This is a genomic window from Shimia abyssi (assembly GCF_003014475.1).
Lineage (GTDB): Bacteria > Pseudomonadota > Alphaproteobacteria > Rhodobacterales > Rhodobacteraceae > Shimia > Shimia abyssi.
On sequence record NZ_PYGJ01000007.1, the window covers coordinates 112930 to 129726 of the forward strand.

Genomic DNA, 16797 nt, shown 5'->3' on the forward strand with positions numbered 1-16797 from the left:
AGAGAGGAAGACCATGACTTTTTTCAAACGTAACGGCCAGCCTATGCCAGACGTTATTGTCCAAAACGCCAAGAAGGTCGGCAATGACGATGTCAGCCGCCGCGAATTCTTGGCGCTGGCAAGCGCATTTGGGGCAACGGCTGCGACCGCGTACAGCATGATCGGCATGGCCGCCCCGGCGCAGGCCGCGGGTCACGCAAAAGACGGCGGCACCGTTCGCATCCAGATGGAAGTGCGCGCGCTGAAAGATCCACGCACCTATGACTGGTCGCAGATCGCCAACTTCTCGCGCGGGTGGCTTGAATATCTGGTGACATATGAGAACGACGGTACGTTCGTTCCATCGCTGCTGGAAGGCTGGGACATTTCCGAAGACGCAAAAACCTATACGCTCAACGTGCGTAAAGGCGTTAAGTGGAACAACGGCGACGATCTGACAGCCGAGCACGTGGCGGCAAACATCACTGGCTGGTGTGACAAGGACGTCGAAGGCAACTCGATGGCCGGTCGTTTCGCGACGCTGATCGATGCGAACACCAACAAAGCCATTGATGGCGCCATCGAAGTGGTGGACAGCCACACCATCCGTCTCAACCTGCCATCTGCTGACATCACGCTGATCGCCGGCATGGCGGATTATCCAGCGGCGATCATGCACCCAGAGCACAACAACCCGGACAATATGCTGACCGATCCGGTTGGTACTGGTCCGTATCTGCCCGAAGATCTGGAAGTGGGTGTCAAATCTGTTCTGGTGCGCAACGACAACCACACATGGTGGAACGCAGGCAACGGCGCATGGATGGAACGTATCGAATATATCGATTACGGCACAGATCCGGCATCGTTTGTTGCAGCGGCAGAAGCCGAGGAAATCGACGCGCTGTATACCATTGAAGGTGAATTCATCGACCTGGTCAGCTCTCTGGATGGCTGGGTAGAGAACGAAGTGGTGACAATGGCCACCATCGTGATCCGTCCGAACCAGTTGGCCGAAGTCAACGGCATTCAGCCTTATGCTGACAAACGTGTACGTCAAGCCATCTCGATGGCTGTGGACAATAACGTTCTGCTGGAGCTGGGCTATGACGGCCGCGGCGAAGTTGCCGCAAACCACCATGTTGGCCCGGCCCACCCCGACTATGCTGATATCGGCATGCCGAAATACGATCCCGCAGCCGCCAAGGCGCTGTTGGATGAAGCTGGCATGACTGACTTTGAGATGGAAATCATGTCGATCGATGACGCATGGCGCAAAAACACCACCGATGCGGTAGCGGCACAGCTGCGTGATGCGGGCTTTAACGTCAAACGGACCGTTCTGCCAGGTTCAACCTTCTGGAACGACTGGGCGAAATATCCGTTCAGCTCGACCAACTGGAACCACCGTCCTCTGGGCGTTCAGATCTGGGCGCTGGCCTATCGCTCGGGCGAAGCTTGGAACGAGTTTGGCTATGCCAACCCGGAGTTCGACGCCAACCTCGAACAAGCATTGGCGACCGCCGATCTCGAGAAGCGTCGTGCGCTGGTCGCGGCGGGCGAGAAAATGTTGCAGGAAGATGGTGTGACAATCCAGCCTTACTGGCGCTCGCTCTATAACCACACCAAAGAAGGTCTGGGGGGCGTTGCCCACCACATCTCGTTCGAGTTCCGCCCTGCGGAAATGCACTGGACCTGATTTTTTTACAGGTCGGAGACGGGCCGCCCATTGGGCGGCCCGTTTTCATGAAAAGGAGCCATTTTTTATGGATATGACATTGTTGGCGCAGACGGTCTCACTTGCCCTGCCTGCGGCTTGGCTGACGACTGGTGTACGGGATAATATTCTGTACCCGCCGGTCAACGAAGTGTTTACCGCGCAAGTGTTAACCATGGAGCGGATGCGCGAGGAATACCCGGACGAATACGCCCGCGTTGCCCACCGCAGCATCAACAGCCGCGCGTGGCAAAAGGGGCTGTTCCGGTTGATCGTTGTTTCCGAGGCGGCAACGACCGTTGTTTTGTGGGCCGGAGTTGTGATGCTAGCGTTGTCGGTGCTTGGATTTGCGCTCCCCAGTGTCGCGCGGGACGTGGCCATGCTGGGTGCGCTGATGTTCACGTGCATCTGGGCCATGTTCACCATTGTGGGCAATCATTTCAGCTATTGGTTCAGTCATGAGGGCGCCCAGAACACCCATTTCCAGCTTATGCTGTGGGGCATTGGAAATATGATTTTTCTAAGCCTCTGAAATAAACCCTGAGCGACGTTCGTTAGCGTCGCTCAGAGAGTGCTGTTCAGGCACTAATCGAAGCCTTGTGTCAGTTTTCGTTTGCGAGGCACTCAGCAAAAGCTTCAGCTACACCAGAGATCAGCCCGCTATAAAGCGTTGCACCCAGCGGCTGTTCAGAACCAAGCGGATCGATCATCGCTGTAGCGATTTGGCCGTCTGCAGCAAGCGTCGCGAGAAGGTCACTGTTATACTGGCGTTCGCCAAACACACAGTTGACCGCCTCGCGCTCCATCTCTTCTGTCAACTCAGCCACACGTCCCGCGCTGGCTGCCGTGCCATCGCCTTGCAGTAGGGAGCCTGTGAGGCTGAGGTCAAAGCGCCTTTCGAAATACTGATACGCATCGTGCATCACGAGGAACCGGGCATCTTGCACCGGGGCAAGGGTGGTTTCGATCTTATGTGTCAGGGCTTGCAAGTCCGCGAGGAGTGTTACGGCGTTTGTGTCGTAAATTGTCGCGTTTGATGGGTCCATTTCGGATATTTGCATTGCAATCGCCTGAACCCAGACCTGAGCATTGACCGGATCGAGCCACGCGTGCGGATCGATACCATCATGATCATGGCCGTGTTCGTCGTGATCCGCATGATCGTCATGCTCTGCGTGATCGTCATGCTCTGCGTGATCGTCATGCTTTGCGTGATCGTCATGCTTTGCGTGATCGGCGTGGTCGTCATGCTCTGCATGGTCGTCATGCTCTGCATGGTCGTCGTGATCGGCGTGGTCGTCGTGATCGGCGTCGTGGTTTTCGTGTTCATCGACACCTGCGAAGACTGCGCCTTCGCGGAATTGATAGGTGGTTGTTTCAGGAACGGCCAACAATTCCATGTGAGTCGCATCTGGCGCGATCGACTCGAATGAATCGACCAGACCAGGCGTGAGCTCTGGCCCGATGAACACCACCAGATCGGCAGTTTGCAGCGCGCGCGCTTGAGAAGGGCGCATGGAGTAGTGGTGCGGCGAGATCCCCGGTTCGATCATCAGTTCGGGCGTGGCGACGCCCTGCATGATACTGGCGACCAGTGAATGAACGGGCGCGATGTCGGTGACAACTTTGGGCGGCTCGGCAAATGCGGCCGCAGGGATCATTGTCGCGGACAACAGGAAAGGGAAGCTTCTTTTCATCTCGGGGTCTCTCGATGCAAAATTTGGATCTGGCCTTAAGTGAAATGTTATACTATATCAAGACGAAAGTGAGCAAAGGATCGACATGTCAGAGATCGGCTTTGGTAAACATGATCACAGCGCATGTATCTCGGGCGCGCTGGAAGCGGCGGAGCAGGTGTGCTCCGCGCAGGGATTGCGGCTGACCAAGGGGCGGCGGCGCGTTCTGGAGATTTTGGTTCAAGAGCACCGGGCCATGGGCGCCTATGACATATTGGCGGTGCTGAGCGATGAAGGCTTTGGCGCGCAGCCCCCGGTGGTGTATCGCGCGCTGGAGTTTTTGGTGAGCAACGGGTTTGCCCACAAGATCGAAAAGTTGAATGCGTATGTCGCATGCAGCCACCCTCAAGAGGGCGATCATGCGCCGGTTTTCCTGATCTGCAAGAGCTGTGGAATAGTGGCCGAGGGCGACGCCCCCAAGAGGAAGTCGGATTTGCAGCAGCAAGCGCAAGAAAGCGGGTTCGTGATCGAAACCACCGTGATGGAAGCAGAAGGGCTGTGCCCGACATGCGTGCCCGGAGGCGAGGCATGAGCCTTGTTTCGCTGACGGGCGTAAGCGTGGCGCATGGCGACCATCAGGCGCTGGAGAATGTCGATCTGGCGATCAGTCCGGGCGAGATTGTCACGATTGTCGGGCCAAACGGGTCGGGCAAAACCACGTTGTTGCGGTGCATCATTGGCGCCTTACGACCCAACAAAGGCCGGGTTGAGCGCGCGCGGGGCGTGCGCATCGGCTATGTGCCACAGGGGTTGTCGATTGATCCGACCCTGCCGCTGAGTGTGAAACGGTTCCTGTCCCTGCCCCGCCGCCGCCGTGACGCAGACGTCAGTGCAGCATTGGAACAGGCGGGTGTTGCCGGGTTGGAAGATCGGCAGATGTCGGCATTGTCGGGTGGCCAGTTTCAGCGCGCGCTGTTGGCGCGGGCGTTGCTGGAAAAGCCGGAGCTGCTCATTCTGGACGAGCCAACAACTGGGTTGGATCAGCCGGGTTCAGCGGATCTTTATGGGCAGATCGAACAGGTGAGGCGCGACACAGGCGCGGCGATCCTGATGGTGAGCCATGAATTGCATGTGGTAATGAGCGCGAGCGACCGGGTGGTGTGCCTGAACGGGCATGTCTGTTGCCATGGAACGCCGGAAATCGTGGCGTCGGCGCCTGAGTATCGCGCGCTGTTCGGGACCGGTACACGCGGCGCGCTGGCGCTCTATCGTCACGAGCATGATCATTCGCACAGCCATGACCATGAACATGATCACGGGCATGATCACGGGCATGACCATCACAAAGACCACCAGAAAGACCGCGGAACACATACTCATGCTTGATGATTTTTTTGTGCGCGCGATGCTGGCGGGTGTTGGCGTTGCGTTGGCTGCGGCCCCTTTGGGGTGCTTTGTCGTGTGGCGTCGAATGGCCTATTTTGGGGATGCGACGGCACATGTCACCATTTTGGGTGTGGCGTTGTCGCTGGCGCTGGGGATGTCGGTGTTTTATGGCGCGCTGGCGGTGGCGTTGGTTATGGCACTGGTGGTGTCAAACCTGACCGGGCGCGGCTATGCGATGGATACGATGCTGGGTGTGATGGCGCATTCTGCGCTGGCGTTTGGCCTCGTGGCGGTGTCGTTTCTGAGCGGGGTGCGGCTGGACCTGATGGCTTATCTGTTTGGCGACATTTTGGCCGTAGGCAAAGGTGATCTGGCGGTGATCTGGGGGGGGGCGGCGCTGGTTGTGGCGTTGATGGCGTGGCGTTGGCAGGCGTTGCTGACGGCGACATTGAACCCTGATCTGGCATGGGCCAGCGGCATTGATCCCAAGCGCGAGCAGATGGTTTTGACATTGGCGCTGGCGGTTGTCGTGGCGGTGGCGATCAAGGTTGTCGGGGCGCTGTTGATCGTTGCGTTGTTGATCATTCCGGCGGCAAGCGCGCGGGTTCTGTCGCGTGATCCTGAGACGATGGCCGTGGGTACGGCGGTGATTGGAGTGGCCTCGGCGATGGCGGGACTGTGGGTTTCGTTGCAGTATGATACGCCTGCCGGACCTTCGATTGTGTGCGCGGCGGCGTGTTTCTTTGCCGCGAGCGCGACATTTGGGCGATTTTCGCTGAGGCACTAGGCCAGCCCTACGACGGGTGTTGCGCGCGAGAGCACGGGGCGGCGCACCATCAGCCCTCGGCGGGCTTCTTCGGCATGACCCAACCGCAGCGGGTGTTGGCATAGGTGTTCTGACGATGGAATGCCGTGCATCCTGTGTCGTTGGTTTGTGGTTCTGATCCGGTGCAGACGTCAGAAACATTGGTGCGGATTGACGGCGGGTTTGTGGGACAATGCAGACGCTCGAATTTCGTGCACGAATGTCGGCTTCTGGGAACAAACTGTTGCATGTGCTACTCATTAATTTGAGCGGAAGCGTGGAAGAGTAATGATGGATAATTTCAAAAACAAGAAGGTCGTGGTTATCGGTGCCGGTATGGCTGGGCTGATGGCAGCTTCTGTACTCTCGCCATACTTCGAAGACGTAGTCATCATTGAGAAGGATAACCTTCCGAGAACGCCACACGTTCGAAAAGGCGTTCCTCAGGGCGCACATGTTCACACATTTCTCGGATACGCCGTCGAGGCAATGGAAGACTTTCTGCCAGGAATCATGGACGAACTTTATGAGGCCGGGGCGGTTCGGATACGCCGGAATCTAGACATTTGGTTCCATGATGCTGCTGGTCCGACACCAATTCGGGACGCGGGGCTTCTGACACCATCTGTGACTCGACCATTACTGGAGCATGTGACACGGCGGCGAGTTCTAGCCTTGCCGAATGTCAACATTCTTGAAGGAACCCGGTTTTCCAAGTTTTGCACCGGCAACGCTGGCGAGGTCACGGGCGTGGAAATACTAGCCAACGATGACAAGTCTTCGATCAGTACGTCCCTGGTTGTTGATTGCTCCGGCAGGGCGTCAATTCTGCCTCGAATGCTGGCTCATGAGGGCTATGGCGACGTCAAACGTCAGGAACTAGGAATAGGTATGGCGTACACGTCAGGCCTTTTCCAACCGCCTGCCGGATTGGCGAAAGACGCTTGGGCCTGCCTTATGTTGGCCATCCCGCCCAACACCCGCGCAGCTTATCTTACACCCGTCGATGGAGGCCATTGGCTTGCCACCATGTATGGTCGCGGCGGTGACATAGCACCTCGCGAAGCGGAGGGTTTCGTTGAGTGGACAAAAGGGCTCGCCCACCCCGTGATTTACGAAAAGCTGAGCCGCGCTGAGCCGGTTTCGGAATTTCGGACCTATAAAATCCCAAAAGGGATTTGGCATCGCTATGACCTGATGGGACGGTTCCCATCAGGGGTAATCCCTATGGGTGAAGCCTTCACGAGCTTCAACCCGATGTATGGTCAGGGAATCAGCTTGTCAGCAGGCCAAGCACGAGCATTGCGCTCTGCGTTGGCCGGAGGATTGGATGGGCTTGCACCGCGATATTTCGAAGGATCTAAGCCGCTCAATCAAGTTGGTTGGTCTGTCATGGAAACCCGTGACCTTGAACACTCAAGCACTGTCGGCGAACGCCCTGCAGATATAAAAAGCCGTTGGAAGATGGGAGCAGTCATCCGAGAACTGGCCGAGACGGACGCCGAGCTTCATCGGTTAAGTGTACATGTCACGCACTTGTTGGAACATCCCAGTGTGCTTTCACGACAAGACATTGTCGATCGTGCCCTAGAGCTGGGAAATTAGGATCGTATGGGTGGTAAAAGCGGCCCTTTGTAGGACGTGCAGCATTGAACAGAATGTGTTCGAAGCGGTCTTGCGACGGCGCAGCGGATCATGTTTGAACCGCGTCCCAAAAGCCGCCGTTGCTAAGGCCCAGAAGCTTCATTCTTTTCAATCAGGTGACGTGGTATCCGTTCGTTTGGCGGTTCAAAGCGGTCATCAGACGACGAGGCGCTGAACGACAGCCTTGAACCCATAGCAGCCGGATTGAAGCCGCGGATTTCGCTAATGCGGCACCAAAATCTACCAACGCAATCAGTTGCATCGCAGCAAGGAAAGCGGACCTTCGTCGCTGGTGAAGCAAAATCTTTGGAGCCTATTACCGAGTTGTGGACTGAGCGGAAATTCGCAAAAAAGTAACTTCAGAATGTAGGCCTATTCGAAAACTTTTGGCCGCCGCCGCGATTCTTCTACATAGTATGAATACAAGCTTGAGGAGTCTGGAATGCCCAAGATCAACCGCCGCAAATTTCTAGGAGCAGGACTTGCTGGTGCGACGGCCTTAACACCACTCAGCGCTGCGATTGGACAGTCCGGTTCGCTTTCTGAGTTGGGAGCAGCAATCGTACCACTTCCTGAGGTGACGGTTTACACCGCCAGAGAAATATTGACGCTTGATCCGGCAAAGCCCTCAGCTGAAGCCGTCGCCGTCGTAAATGGCCGCATCCTTTTGGTTGGTAGTCTTGAAGACGTTCAAGGCATCCTCAAAGGGCAGCGCCATAAAGTCGATACAACGTTTGCCGACCATGTCATTGTGCCTGGTTTTATCGCCCAGCATGACCACCCGTTACTGGCGGCTCTCACGATGTCTTCGGAAATCCTTTCGATCGAAGATTGGGTTTTACCCACGGGCACAGTCCCTGCGGTAAAGGACAAAAGGGATTTCACCGAACGGCTAACAAGAGCAGTCGAGCAACGTAGCGACCCATCTGAGCCAGTCGTTTCATGGGGGTATCACCCGGCCTTTTATGGGCCGCTTACGCGGGAGGATCTTGACGCAATAAGTTCGACTCAGCCGATACTGGTTTGGGCGAGGTCGTGTCATGAGATGATACTGAACAGTGCCGCACTGGAAATGGGCGGTGCCACGCAAGACGTCGTCGACGGGTTTGCAGCCACGGAGCAGGCGCAGTCCAACTTTTCGGAGGGACGGTTTTGGGAACAGGGATTGTTTGCTGTGTTGCCCTTCATCGCTTCAATAGCTGCAACGCCAGAGCGGTTGCAGTCCGGTTTGGAATTGACCCGTGACTACATGCACGCCAAAGGCATAACGTTTGGAAACGAACCCGGTGGCATTCTGGCCAAGCCGGTTCAGGATGGCATCAACGCCGTTATGTCCAGTCCTGACATGCCCTTTCGTTGGTCCTTCATGCCGGACGCTAAAACCTTGGTCGACACTTATCCCGATGATGCTCAGGTGATTGTAGAAACCGAAAAGTTAGAAAACTGGTATGGGGGCATGACCAGCCTTGCGCCCAAGCAAGCCAAGCTGTTTGCCGACGGAGCAATCTATTCGTTACTCATGCAGGTGCGCGATCCGTATCTGGATGGGCACGAAGGCGAATGGATGATGGACAAAAGCCTGTTTGATAGAGCATTCCGTATCTACTGGGATGCTGGTTACCAAATCCATGTGCACGTAAACGGAGACGCTGGGCTTGATCGCGTTCTGGACGCACTCGAAATGAATCTGAGACGCAATCCGCGCTATGACCATCGGACCGTTCTGGTTCATTTCGCGGTTAGCGCAGAAGAACAGGTGCAGAGAATTTCGGACCTTGGCGCCATCGTCAGTGGCAATCCATACTACGTCACTGCCCTTTCAGACCAATATTCTGCTGTCGGCCTCGGGCCGAAAAGAGCGGATGCGATGGTACGTCTGGGCGATGTTTCGAGGGCGGGAATCTCCTGGTCATTGCACTCGGACATGCCGATGGCACCCGCCGATCCGCTGTTCCTGATGTGGTGTGCCGTAAACAGGGTGACTGCTTCCGGTCGTGTCGCGGGACCGGATCAACGGGTCAGTGCTGAGGAAGCCCTTCGAGGTGTCACGATCGAAGCCGCTTATTCCTTGAAACTTGAAGATGAGATCGGCAGCATCGAACCGGGGAAACGCGCAAACTTTACCATTCTCGACGACAACCCGGTTGCAGTGGATCCAATGAAGATCAGGGACGTTAACGTCTGGGGAACCGTGATGGAAGGGCGGGTTTTTCCAGTTGAAAAGGCAGAGAGGAAAGCGTCGTTGATGCCTCCGGTCGGTGGAGATGGCAACATAGACGCTGACTTTGCACGAGCGACACTTGAGCATGCTCTCAAAGTTGTCCACACACATCTTTAACTCTTGTTTTTAGGCGATCAGGTGTCGGAAGAGTTTGCCCAGGATGGGCACGAAGCGGGCTTGCGGCGATGCAGCAGGTCGCATTCCTACCCGGTCCCAAAAGCGGTCAATGCGAGAATTGAAATGATCTTGCCATTGCCGCAGCTTAGCCTCCTGGGCCGACATTCGGCTTACGGAAGCCGTCTTTCGAGAAATATGAAGACCGACCGCTTAGAGCCCAATATACAAGTTGCTGCGCTCGTTTCGTATGTCCGCAAAGCTGTAGAACCCAATCCATTGGGATGGCATGGTTTTTTAAGGAGGACATTAATCGGCACGGTCGTTCGTCTGACATTTACGGCAAAAGTGCCAAAATTAGGCGATGGGCAATCGTTCCCGCGGGTCGAACCAATTGAAGGTCCTTTGCGACCGCGATCCTGTGATCAGACCAGTCTGGCACGCAGCCAATGCCTCAATCCTTGAGTGCCGCGTGCACCAGCGCCTTAAGTTGGGGCCGTGTTGGATAAGAGCTGGACGGGGAGAGCTGGGTAAAAAAGACCACCGAGAGGTCATGGACCGGGTCAATCCAGAAGAAGGTTGAGGCCATGCCACCCCAGCTAAAATCACCAACGCTGCCAACCGCCCGGGCGCGTCCCGGATCGAGCACGACAGCGCCGCCAAGGCCAAACCCCATGCCGTCCATCGGTTGCTCGGCAAAGCTGGACGGGCCCATCGAGGCGATGTCGCCGGGCAGGTGGTTGGACATCATGAAGCGGGTTGTTGACGGGCTGAGCAGGTGTGCTTCGCCCAAGGCCCCACCGCTGCGCAACATTTCGGTAAAGCGCAGGTAGTCGCCAATGGTGCCGACAAGGCCACCGCCGCCGGAATACATCGACGCGTTCAGAAAGGGCGAGTCTGTGGGCGTGTCGGTCAGACGCAGAGTGTCTGCACCGGTTTGGGCCGAATTGAGGTCAAATGCGTCACCGGCAAGCGGGGTATATAGCGCGGCGAACCGATCCTGAGTACCCGGCATGACGGAAAAGCCGGTTTCGCTCATACCAAGCGGATCGAGGATTTCGGTACGCAGGAACATGTCCAGCGACTGGCCCGAGACCACCTCGATCACGCGACCGAGGATGTCGATTCCGACGGAATATTCCCAGCGCTGTCCGGGGTGAAAGGCGAGCGGCAGGGTGGCGACCTGATTGGCCATGTCGCTGAGCGGCCCTTGGCTGGGTCCAAAAATGAGATCCTGCGCCTCCATCGCGGCGGGCAGGACACCGGGGTTAAACGGGTAGCTGAGACCGCTGGTGTGGGTGGCGAGCTGGTGCAAGGTAGGTATGGCGCAGGGTTCGGTCTGGTCGATGCGCGAGGCGTTGGGGATGAGCGCGTGGCAATCAGCGAACGCGGGGATGAAATCAGACACGGGTGCATCAAGATGGAACAGTCCACGTTCGGCCAGCATCATCAGCGCGACAGTGGTGACGGGTTTGGTCATCGAGTAGATGCGGGCCACGGTATCGCGGGCAAACGGCAGGTCAGCATCGATGTCGCGCAGGCCGGTTGCGTGGTCGAACACGATATCACCCTGTCGGGCGATCAGAACAGAGCAACCGGGATATTTACGATCCGCCACCAGCGCCCCCATCCAGTCGCGGATGCGGTTCAGGCGGTCGGGATCGAACCTATGGTGGGCTGGGCCTGCGGTGCCGATCATCTGTTGTTTCCTCGTATGATATGTCGTGCCGGGGCAAGAGTGCCCGCCGCGCGCGCGCGCGGCAAGCCGGAATTGAGGATGTCAAATTTGTAGGCCGTGCGGCGCCGGGGTTTAGGACTTTGCAATCACAAGATGCCTAAACTCTTGGAACATGCAGAGGAATTGCCACATAGTAACCTGAGTGTGTGCGAGAGGGGAACTGATGCGGTTTATCGCGATCTTGTTGGCGATGGTTCTGGGACTGAGCGGAGCGGCGCGGGCCGAGGGGCTGACGGTATATGTGTTTGGCAACAGTCTGATCCATCATTTGACAGACAGTGACGAGACAACAGCGCCGCATTGGATGGCGTATATCGCAGAGGCCGATGGGCAGCCGTTTGCCTTGGATGGGCAATGGGGGTTCCTGCGCGATTTTGCCAAAGACGAAACGCCGCAAGCCAATTGGCGGTTTCGCAACGTGCCGCGCGGCTGGACGCGGCAGTTTCGCAATTTCGAGGATGTCAGTTGGGACGTCGTGATGTTCAATCCGGCCAATTTCATTCAGTACAAGAGCGCCGCACAACCATATGACGGCACCAATGATGATGGCAGCTCGCCCTTATCAGCCAGCCTGAAGCTGATCGACCGAATGACGGCAGAGGCCACGCCGGATCGATTTGTGCTATATGAAGGCTGGGCGGACATGGGCAGTTTCGTATCGAGTTTTCCACCGAACCGGCGGCAGATGCGGCGCTATCAGCGCTATAACGCGGGAAAATACCACGATTGGTACGTGGACTATTTGGACCAGATGCGCGCCGAACGGCCCGATGTGCAGATTGACATGATCCCGGTGGCCACAATCTTGGCAGGGATGATAAATGGTGGCGTTTTGGATGGGATCGACCCGCTGGCGCTGTATTCAGATGACTCGCCGCATGGGACAGCGACGTTGTATTTTCTGGCAGGCGCGGTTGCCTATGCGGGACTTTATGAGCGGCCATTGCCCGATACCTTCGAGGTGCCAGAGAGCATTGACGTGGTGGTCAGAGAGAATTTTGCGGCCATTCGCGATGTGATCCACGAGGCGTTATTGAATGACGAACAAGCAGCTGCGGCTGCGCCAACGCCGGTTGAAGTGGCCACGGGTGATGCGCTTGAGAGCTTTCCCACCCCTGCCCCGGTGCCCGGTGCCGCCAATCGGACTCAGCAGGGCGAGGCCGGATTGGGACTGGCGGACCCGGCTTTGGCGATGGGGCTGAGCGTGGTTGCGGACTGGTCGACCCAACAGCCATTTATTGACCGGATGAAGACAGCGCGTACGTGGGTTGGGCATTTGCCGGACCGGCGTTGGGGTGGCGTGACCACGGATGATCTGTTGGATCGCGGGCTGATGGATGAAGAGGGCTGGGTCTGGGGTATTCCAGAAGATATCGACGCGGTAGAGGCGCTGTTGCTGACGGATCAGCAAGCTGAGGCTGCGGGGCTGGCGGGCCGGTATCGGGTGACATGGCAGGGTCAGGGCGAGTTGAGCGTGACCGGGCGGGCCCGCGTCATTCGGCGCGAAGAGGGCAATGTCTGGTTTGAATACACCCCCGGCGACGGGCTGGTTGGCATTCGGATCGAGAGCACCGATCCGGACGGTACGGGTGATTACATCCGCGACATTCACGTGGTGGCCGAAGCGCATGTAGCGCTGTTTGAGGCAGGGGCCATGTTTAACCCGGATTGGATAAACGTGGTTAATGATTTGCGCATGGTGCGGTTCATGGACTGGATGCGCACCAATGGATCCACGCAGGACACATGGGCCAACCGCCCGCAGGTTAGCGATTTCACCTGGACGTGGCGCGGGGTGCCGGTCGAGGTGATGGTGCAGCTGGCCAACGAGATCGGCGCGGACCCGTGGTTCAACATGCCCCATCTGGCGGATGAGATGTATGTGCGACGCTTTGCCGAATATGTGCGCGATCATCTGGATCCCGGCCTGATCGCTTATACTGAATATTCCAACGAGGTGTGGAATTGGGGGTTTTTGCAGGCGCAATACGCGATGCAGCAGGCCGAGGCAATTTGGGGCGAAGACGCAAGCCATGATGCGTGGATGCAATATGCCGGGCTTCGCGCCGCCGAGATGGGACGTATCTGGGCCGAGGTGTTTGGGCGCGAAACCGAAGACCGCGTTGTGCGGGTCGCCGCGACGCATACGGATTGGCCCGGTTTGGAAAAAGGGCTGTTGGAGGCACCTTTGGCCGTCAAAGATGGCGCGTCACCGCCACATGAGTTTTTGGATGCCTATGCCGTCTCCGGCTATTTCGGCATAGAGTTGGGCATGGATGACGGCGCGCCATTGATGATCGAACGGATCAAGGCAGCGGAGGCCAAGGCGCGCAAAGCTGGAGAAGATCAAGGCCTGCAACGCGCGGCGTTGGACGCGTATATCGACATTCATCGATATGACGGGATGCACCGGGAAACGGCCGAAGTGCTGCGCAAGGGGAGCCTGACGAGGATGCTGGAAGAGATCCTGCCCGGCCAGGTCAAGGCAGCTGGGCGGCATGGGCTTTCGCTGGTCATGTATGAAGGTGGCAGCCACGCGGTGGGTGTTGGCGAATGGGCCAACAAGGACGAACTGACCGCATATTTTGAAGATTTCAGCGCCAGTGATGAGCTGGGTACGCTTTATGATGAGCTGTTGGCGGGGTGGACGCGATTGGGCGGCGGCCCGTTCAATGCCTATTCAGATGTTGGCCCCACCAGCAAGTGGGGCAGCTGGGGGCACAAACGGCATTTGTGGGACAGCACGGCGCGATTTGAGGCGCTGATGGCCTATAACCAGCAAGGCACGCATTGGCGCAATGACCGGGCCGAGGGTGTGTTTCAGCACGGTGGCATCTTTACAGGCACAGATGGGCCGGATCGTTTGACGGGCACGCCCAAGCGCGATGATCTGTTGGGCGGGCGTGGTGACGATGTGCTGGTGGCCAATGGCCCCGGTGACAGGTTACATGGCGGGCCGGGGACGGATCAGGCGCTGTTGCCGGGGGATCGGTTTGACTACGCCTTTAACCGTCAGGGGCCGCATATCCGCGCGTTGGGGATTGTCGGCGATTACCTGTTGACCGACATTGAGACGGTTGGATTTGCCGACAACGAGGGGTTGGAGCTGTTGATTGAGGAGATGTTGTAGCCAAAGGAGGCATTGACCCGCGTTTGGCCACAGTTTCTCCTCAAAAACCGCCCCCGACTCTGATAGCTTTGCGCAAAACGGCAAGGCAGAGCACACGTGATCAGCATTATCATCCCGGCCAATAACGAAGCCGCGCATATTGGCGCGTGCCTTTCGGCTGTGCTGGCCTCAGACGGGCCGGCAGAGGCCCAGATCGTCGTGGCCGCCAATGGATGCGATGACGAAACGGTGGCAATTGCACAGGGGTTTCAGGCGACGACGCAGAGTAGGGGTTGGTCCCTGACGGTTCTGGATATGCCTGCCGTGGGCAAGATGGGCGCTCTGAATGCCGGAGACACGGCTGCAAGGTGGCCCATGCGGGCCTATCTGGATGCAGATGTCTTGGTAGATGCGGATTTGATGGCGCAGATTGCGGGCACACTGGACACAGAGGCGCCGCGTTACGCCAGCGGGCAATTGCGTTTGGCGCGCGCACAGAGCTGGGCCACACGCGCCTATGGGCGCATTTATGCGCGGGTGCCATTTGTCACCAATGGGGTGCCGGGTGCGGGGTTATTTGCCGTAAATGCAGCAGGGCGTGCACGATGGGGCGCGTTTCCCGAAATTATTTCGGATGACACCTTTGTACGACTGAGCTTTGCCCCTGAGGAACGCGTTGGCGTGGCGGCGGGCTACGACTGGCCGCTGGTCGAGGGGTTTGGCCCGCTGGTGCGCGTAAGGCGGCGGCAAAATGCTGGCGTGGACGAGTTGAACCGGCTTTATCCGGCGTTGCAGGCCAATGACGACAAGGTCGGGCTTGGGCCAGCGGGGGTACTGGGGCTGGCGGTGCGCGATCCGGTTGGTTTTTTGGTATATGCCGGCGTGGCGTTGATTGTGAAATTGTCCCCGAACCGGGGATCAGGATGGGAGCGCGGACGATGAGCCGGTTGCGTGCACTTTTGCACGGTCAGAATCTGGCGGAACGCGCGATGCGCAGTTCGGCGCTGACCGTGCTGGGCTATGGCGGCGGGCAGGCCATTCGCCTGATGTCGAACCTGATCCTGACGCGGCTGTTGTTCCCCGAGGCATTTGGGTTGATGAGCCTTGTGTGGGTATTCCTGCAAGGGCTGACCAATGTGACCGATCTGGGCATTACGCAGTCGATCCTGCAATCCAAACGCGGCGAGGAGCGCGCGTTTCTGGATACGGCCTGGACGCTGCAAGTGATCCGGGGCGCGCTGATGTGGGTCGGCACGGTGCTGCTGGCCGCACCCGTGGCGGCATTCTACGACGCGCCAGAGCTGCGCGAGTTGCTGCCTGTTGTGGGGCTGACCCTGTTTATCATGGGGCTGATCCCGACCAAACGTGACACTGCCAACCGCAAACTGGTGTTGGGGCGAATGACAGCCATCGACCTGAGCGCACAAATGAGTGGTCTGGTTGTCGGTGTGGGAGTCGCATGGGTGACAGGATCGGTCTGGGCGCTGGTGGCCAGCGCGGTGGCGGCCAACCTGGTGCACCTGTTGCTGATCGTGTTCTGCCTGCCCGGCCCGATCAATCGCCCCATGTGGGAAAAGCCCGCCGTGAGCGAGCTGGTGCATTTTGGCAAATGGATTTTCCTGTCCACCGCCGCTGGGTTCTTGCTGAGCCAAGGGGACAAGATTGTGCTGGGCAAATACCTGAGCCTGAAGGCGCTGGGGATTTACAATATCGGGTTCTTTCTGGCCTCGTTCCCGGTGTTGCTGGGTGGGATGGTGGCCCGCAAGGTCATGATCCCGGTCTACCGCGAAAAGCCCCCTAAGGAGAGTCGCGAGAACTTTGAAGCGATCCATCGGTTGCGCATGATGTTGTCGGTGGGTTTGTTTGGGTTGCTGGTTGTGTTTGCGGTGCTGGGTGTTTGGCTGGTGTCGGTGCTTTATGATCCGCGCTATGCGCTGGCGGGGGGTGTTGTTGCGCTGTTGGCGATTGTTTCGATCCCGCAGATGGTGACGCTGACCTATGATCACGCTGCGCTTGCTGCCGGGGATTCGCGCGGTTTTTTTGTGGTCACAACCATTCGGGCCGCTTTGATGATGGCGGGGCTGTTGATTGGCGCGGATCAAGCGGGGTTGACCGGGGCGCTGGTTGGCCAAGGCATTGGTATGATCCTTGCTTATTTGCCGCTGGTGCAACTGGCAAAACGGCACGGCGCGTGGGATCTGCGCCACGACGGGGTTTTCTGGGCGACAGGCGCATTGATTGCAACTGTATCATTGTGGCTCAACTGGAGCGCGATTTTAGCCCTATCCGCCCTCAATTTGCCTTGATTCTACCTTTGTGGCGCACGGTTCCAAACGTATCGTGGAAGGGATGAAAGTATAGCAGGAGTCCATCCTGCAACGTTTTGATGGCATATTGAGAGCGGGTGT

The 16797-nt window shown here is 57.7% G+C and carries 12 protein-coding genes; 10 read left to right on the top strand and 2 right to left on the bottom strand.

The window, feature by feature from the left end; genetic code table 11:
- The first annotated feature begins 13 nt into the window (after positions 1-13).
- Complete coding sequence (locus CLV88_RS12635; RefSeq protein ID WP_106608769.1) at positions 14-1678, top strand: ABC transporter substrate-binding protein; 1665 nt, start codon at positions 14-16, stop codon at positions 1676-1678.
- A gap of 67 nt (positions 1679-1745) precedes the next feature.
- Complete coding sequence (locus CLV88_RS12640) at positions 1746-2228, top strand: DUF2165 family protein (RefSeq protein ID WP_106608770.1); 483 nt, start codon at positions 1746-1748, stop codon at positions 2226-2228.
- 70 nt (positions 2229-2298) lie between these two features.
- On the opposite strand, the gene CLV88_RS12645 is transcribed toward CLV88_RS12640, so the two are convergent.
- A complete protein-coding gene (locus tag CLV88_RS12645) occupies positions 2299-3393 on the bottom strand; it encodes a zinc ABC transporter substrate-binding protein (protein WP_106608771.1) in 1095 nt (364 codons plus the stop codon).
- An 85-nt stretch (positions 3394-3478) separates the two neighbouring features.
- Here CLV88_RS12645 and CLV88_RS12650 point away from each other — a divergent pair, with 85 nt between their 5' ends.
- From CLV88_RS12650 to CLV88_RS12670, 5 genes are all read left to right on the top strand, one after another.
- Positions 3479-3964, top strand: a complete 486-nt coding sequence (locus tag CLV88_RS12650) for a transcriptional repressor (protein WP_106608772.1) — start codon at positions 3479-3481, stop codon at positions 3962-3964.
- Entirely contained in the window at positions 3961-4758 is a 798-nt protein-coding gene (locus tag CLV88_RS12655) for a metal ABC transporter ATP-binding protein (RefSeq protein ID WP_106608773.1), read from the top strand. Before CLV88_RS12650 ends, CLV88_RS12655 begins: the two co-directional genes overlap by 4 nt.
- Positions 4751-5545, top strand: coding sequence for an iron chelate uptake ABC transporter family permease subunit (locus CLV88_RS12660; RefSeq protein WP_106608774.1), 795 nt, complete (start codon positions 4751-4753; stop codon positions 5543-5545). The genes CLV88_RS12655 and CLV88_RS12660 overlap by 8 nt, the downstream gene beginning before the upstream one ends.
- A gap of 306 nt (positions 5546-5851) precedes the next feature.
- Entirely contained in the window at positions 5852-7168 is a 1317-nt protein-coding gene (locus CLV88_RS12665; protein WP_106608775.1) for an FAD-dependent oxidoreductase, read from the top strand.
- A gap of 481 nt (positions 7169-7649) precedes the next feature.
- A complete protein-coding gene (locus CLV88_RS12670; RefSeq protein WP_106608776.1) occupies positions 7650-9545 on the top strand; it encodes an amidohydrolase in 1896 nt (631 codons plus the stop codon).
- A 451-nt stretch (positions 9546-9996) separates the two neighbouring features.
- On the opposite strand, the gene CLV88_RS12675 is transcribed toward CLV88_RS12670, so the two are convergent.
- Complete coding sequence (locus CLV88_RS12675) at positions 9997-11241, bottom strand: serine hydrolase domain-containing protein (RefSeq protein ID WP_207797059.1); 1245 nt, start codon at positions 11239-11241, stop codon at positions 9997-9999.
- A 202-nt stretch (positions 11242-11443) separates the two neighbouring features.
- Here CLV88_RS12675 and CLV88_RS12680 point away from each other — a divergent pair, with 202 nt between their 5' ends.
- From CLV88_RS12680 to CLV88_RS12690, 3 genes are all read left to right on the top strand, one after another.
- Positions 11444-14410 (top strand): type I secretion protein, encoded by a 2967-nt coding sequence (locus CLV88_RS12680; protein WP_106608777.1) that lies wholly within the window; start codon positions 11444-11446, stop codon positions 14408-14410.
- Positions 14411-14506: 96 nt separating this feature from the next.
- Positions 14507-15331 (top strand): glycosyltransferase family 2 protein, encoded by an 825-nt coding sequence (locus CLV88_RS12685; RefSeq protein ID WP_106608778.1) that lies wholly within the window; start codon positions 14507-14509, stop codon positions 15329-15331.
- The gene (locus CLV88_RS12690; protein ID WP_106608779.1) at positions 15328-16695 is read left to right on the top strand and encodes an oligosaccharide flippase family protein; all 1368 of its coding nucleotides are present in this window, start codon (positions 15328-15330) and stop codon (positions 16693-16695) included. The genes CLV88_RS12685 and CLV88_RS12690 overlap by 4 nt, the downstream gene beginning before the upstream one ends.
- The last annotated feature ends 102 nt before the right edge of the window (positions 16696-16797 follow it).

Coding starts and splice junctions, on each gene's coding strand:
- CLV88_RS12635 (WP_106608769.1), top strand. CDS start 14: ATGACTTTTTTCAAACGTAACGGCCAGCCTATGCCAGACGTTATTGTC.
- CLV88_RS12640 (WP_106608770.1), top strand. CDS start 1,746: ATGGATATGACATTGTTGGCGCAGACGGTCTCACTTGCCCTGCCTGCG.
- CLV88_RS12645 (WP_106608771.1), bottom strand. CDS start 3,393: ATGAAAAGAAGCTTCCCTTTCCTGTTGTCCGCGACAATGATCCCTGCG.
- CLV88_RS12650 (WP_106608772.1), top strand. CDS start 3,479: ATGTCAGAGATCGGCTTTGGTAAACATGATCACAGCGCATGTATCTCG.
- CLV88_RS12655 (WP_106608773.1), top strand. CDS start 3,961: ATGAGCCTTGTTTCGCTGACGGGCGTAAGCGTGGCGCATGGCGACCAT.
- CLV88_RS12660 (WP_106608774.1), top strand. CDS start 4,751: ATGCTTGATGATTTTTTTGTGCGCGCGATGCTGGCGGGTGTTGGCGTT.
- CLV88_RS12665 (WP_106608775.1), top strand. CDS start 5,852: ATGATGGATAATTTCAAAAACAAGAAGGTCGTGGTTATCGGTGCCGGT.
- CLV88_RS12670 (WP_106608776.1), top strand. CDS start 7,650: ATGCCCAAGATCAACCGCCGCAAATTTCTAGGAGCAGGACTTGCTGGT.
- CLV88_RS12675 (WP_207797059.1), bottom strand. CDS start 11,241: ATGATCGGCACCGCAGGCCCAGCCCACCATAGGTTCGATCCCGACCGC.
- CLV88_RS12680 (WP_106608777.1), top strand. CDS start 11,444: ATGCGGTTTATCGCGATCTTGTTGGCGATGGTTCTGGGACTGAGCGGA.
- CLV88_RS12690 (WP_106608779.1), top strand. CDS start 15,328: ATGAGCCGGTTGCGTGCACTTTTGCACGGTCAGAATCTGGCGGAACGC.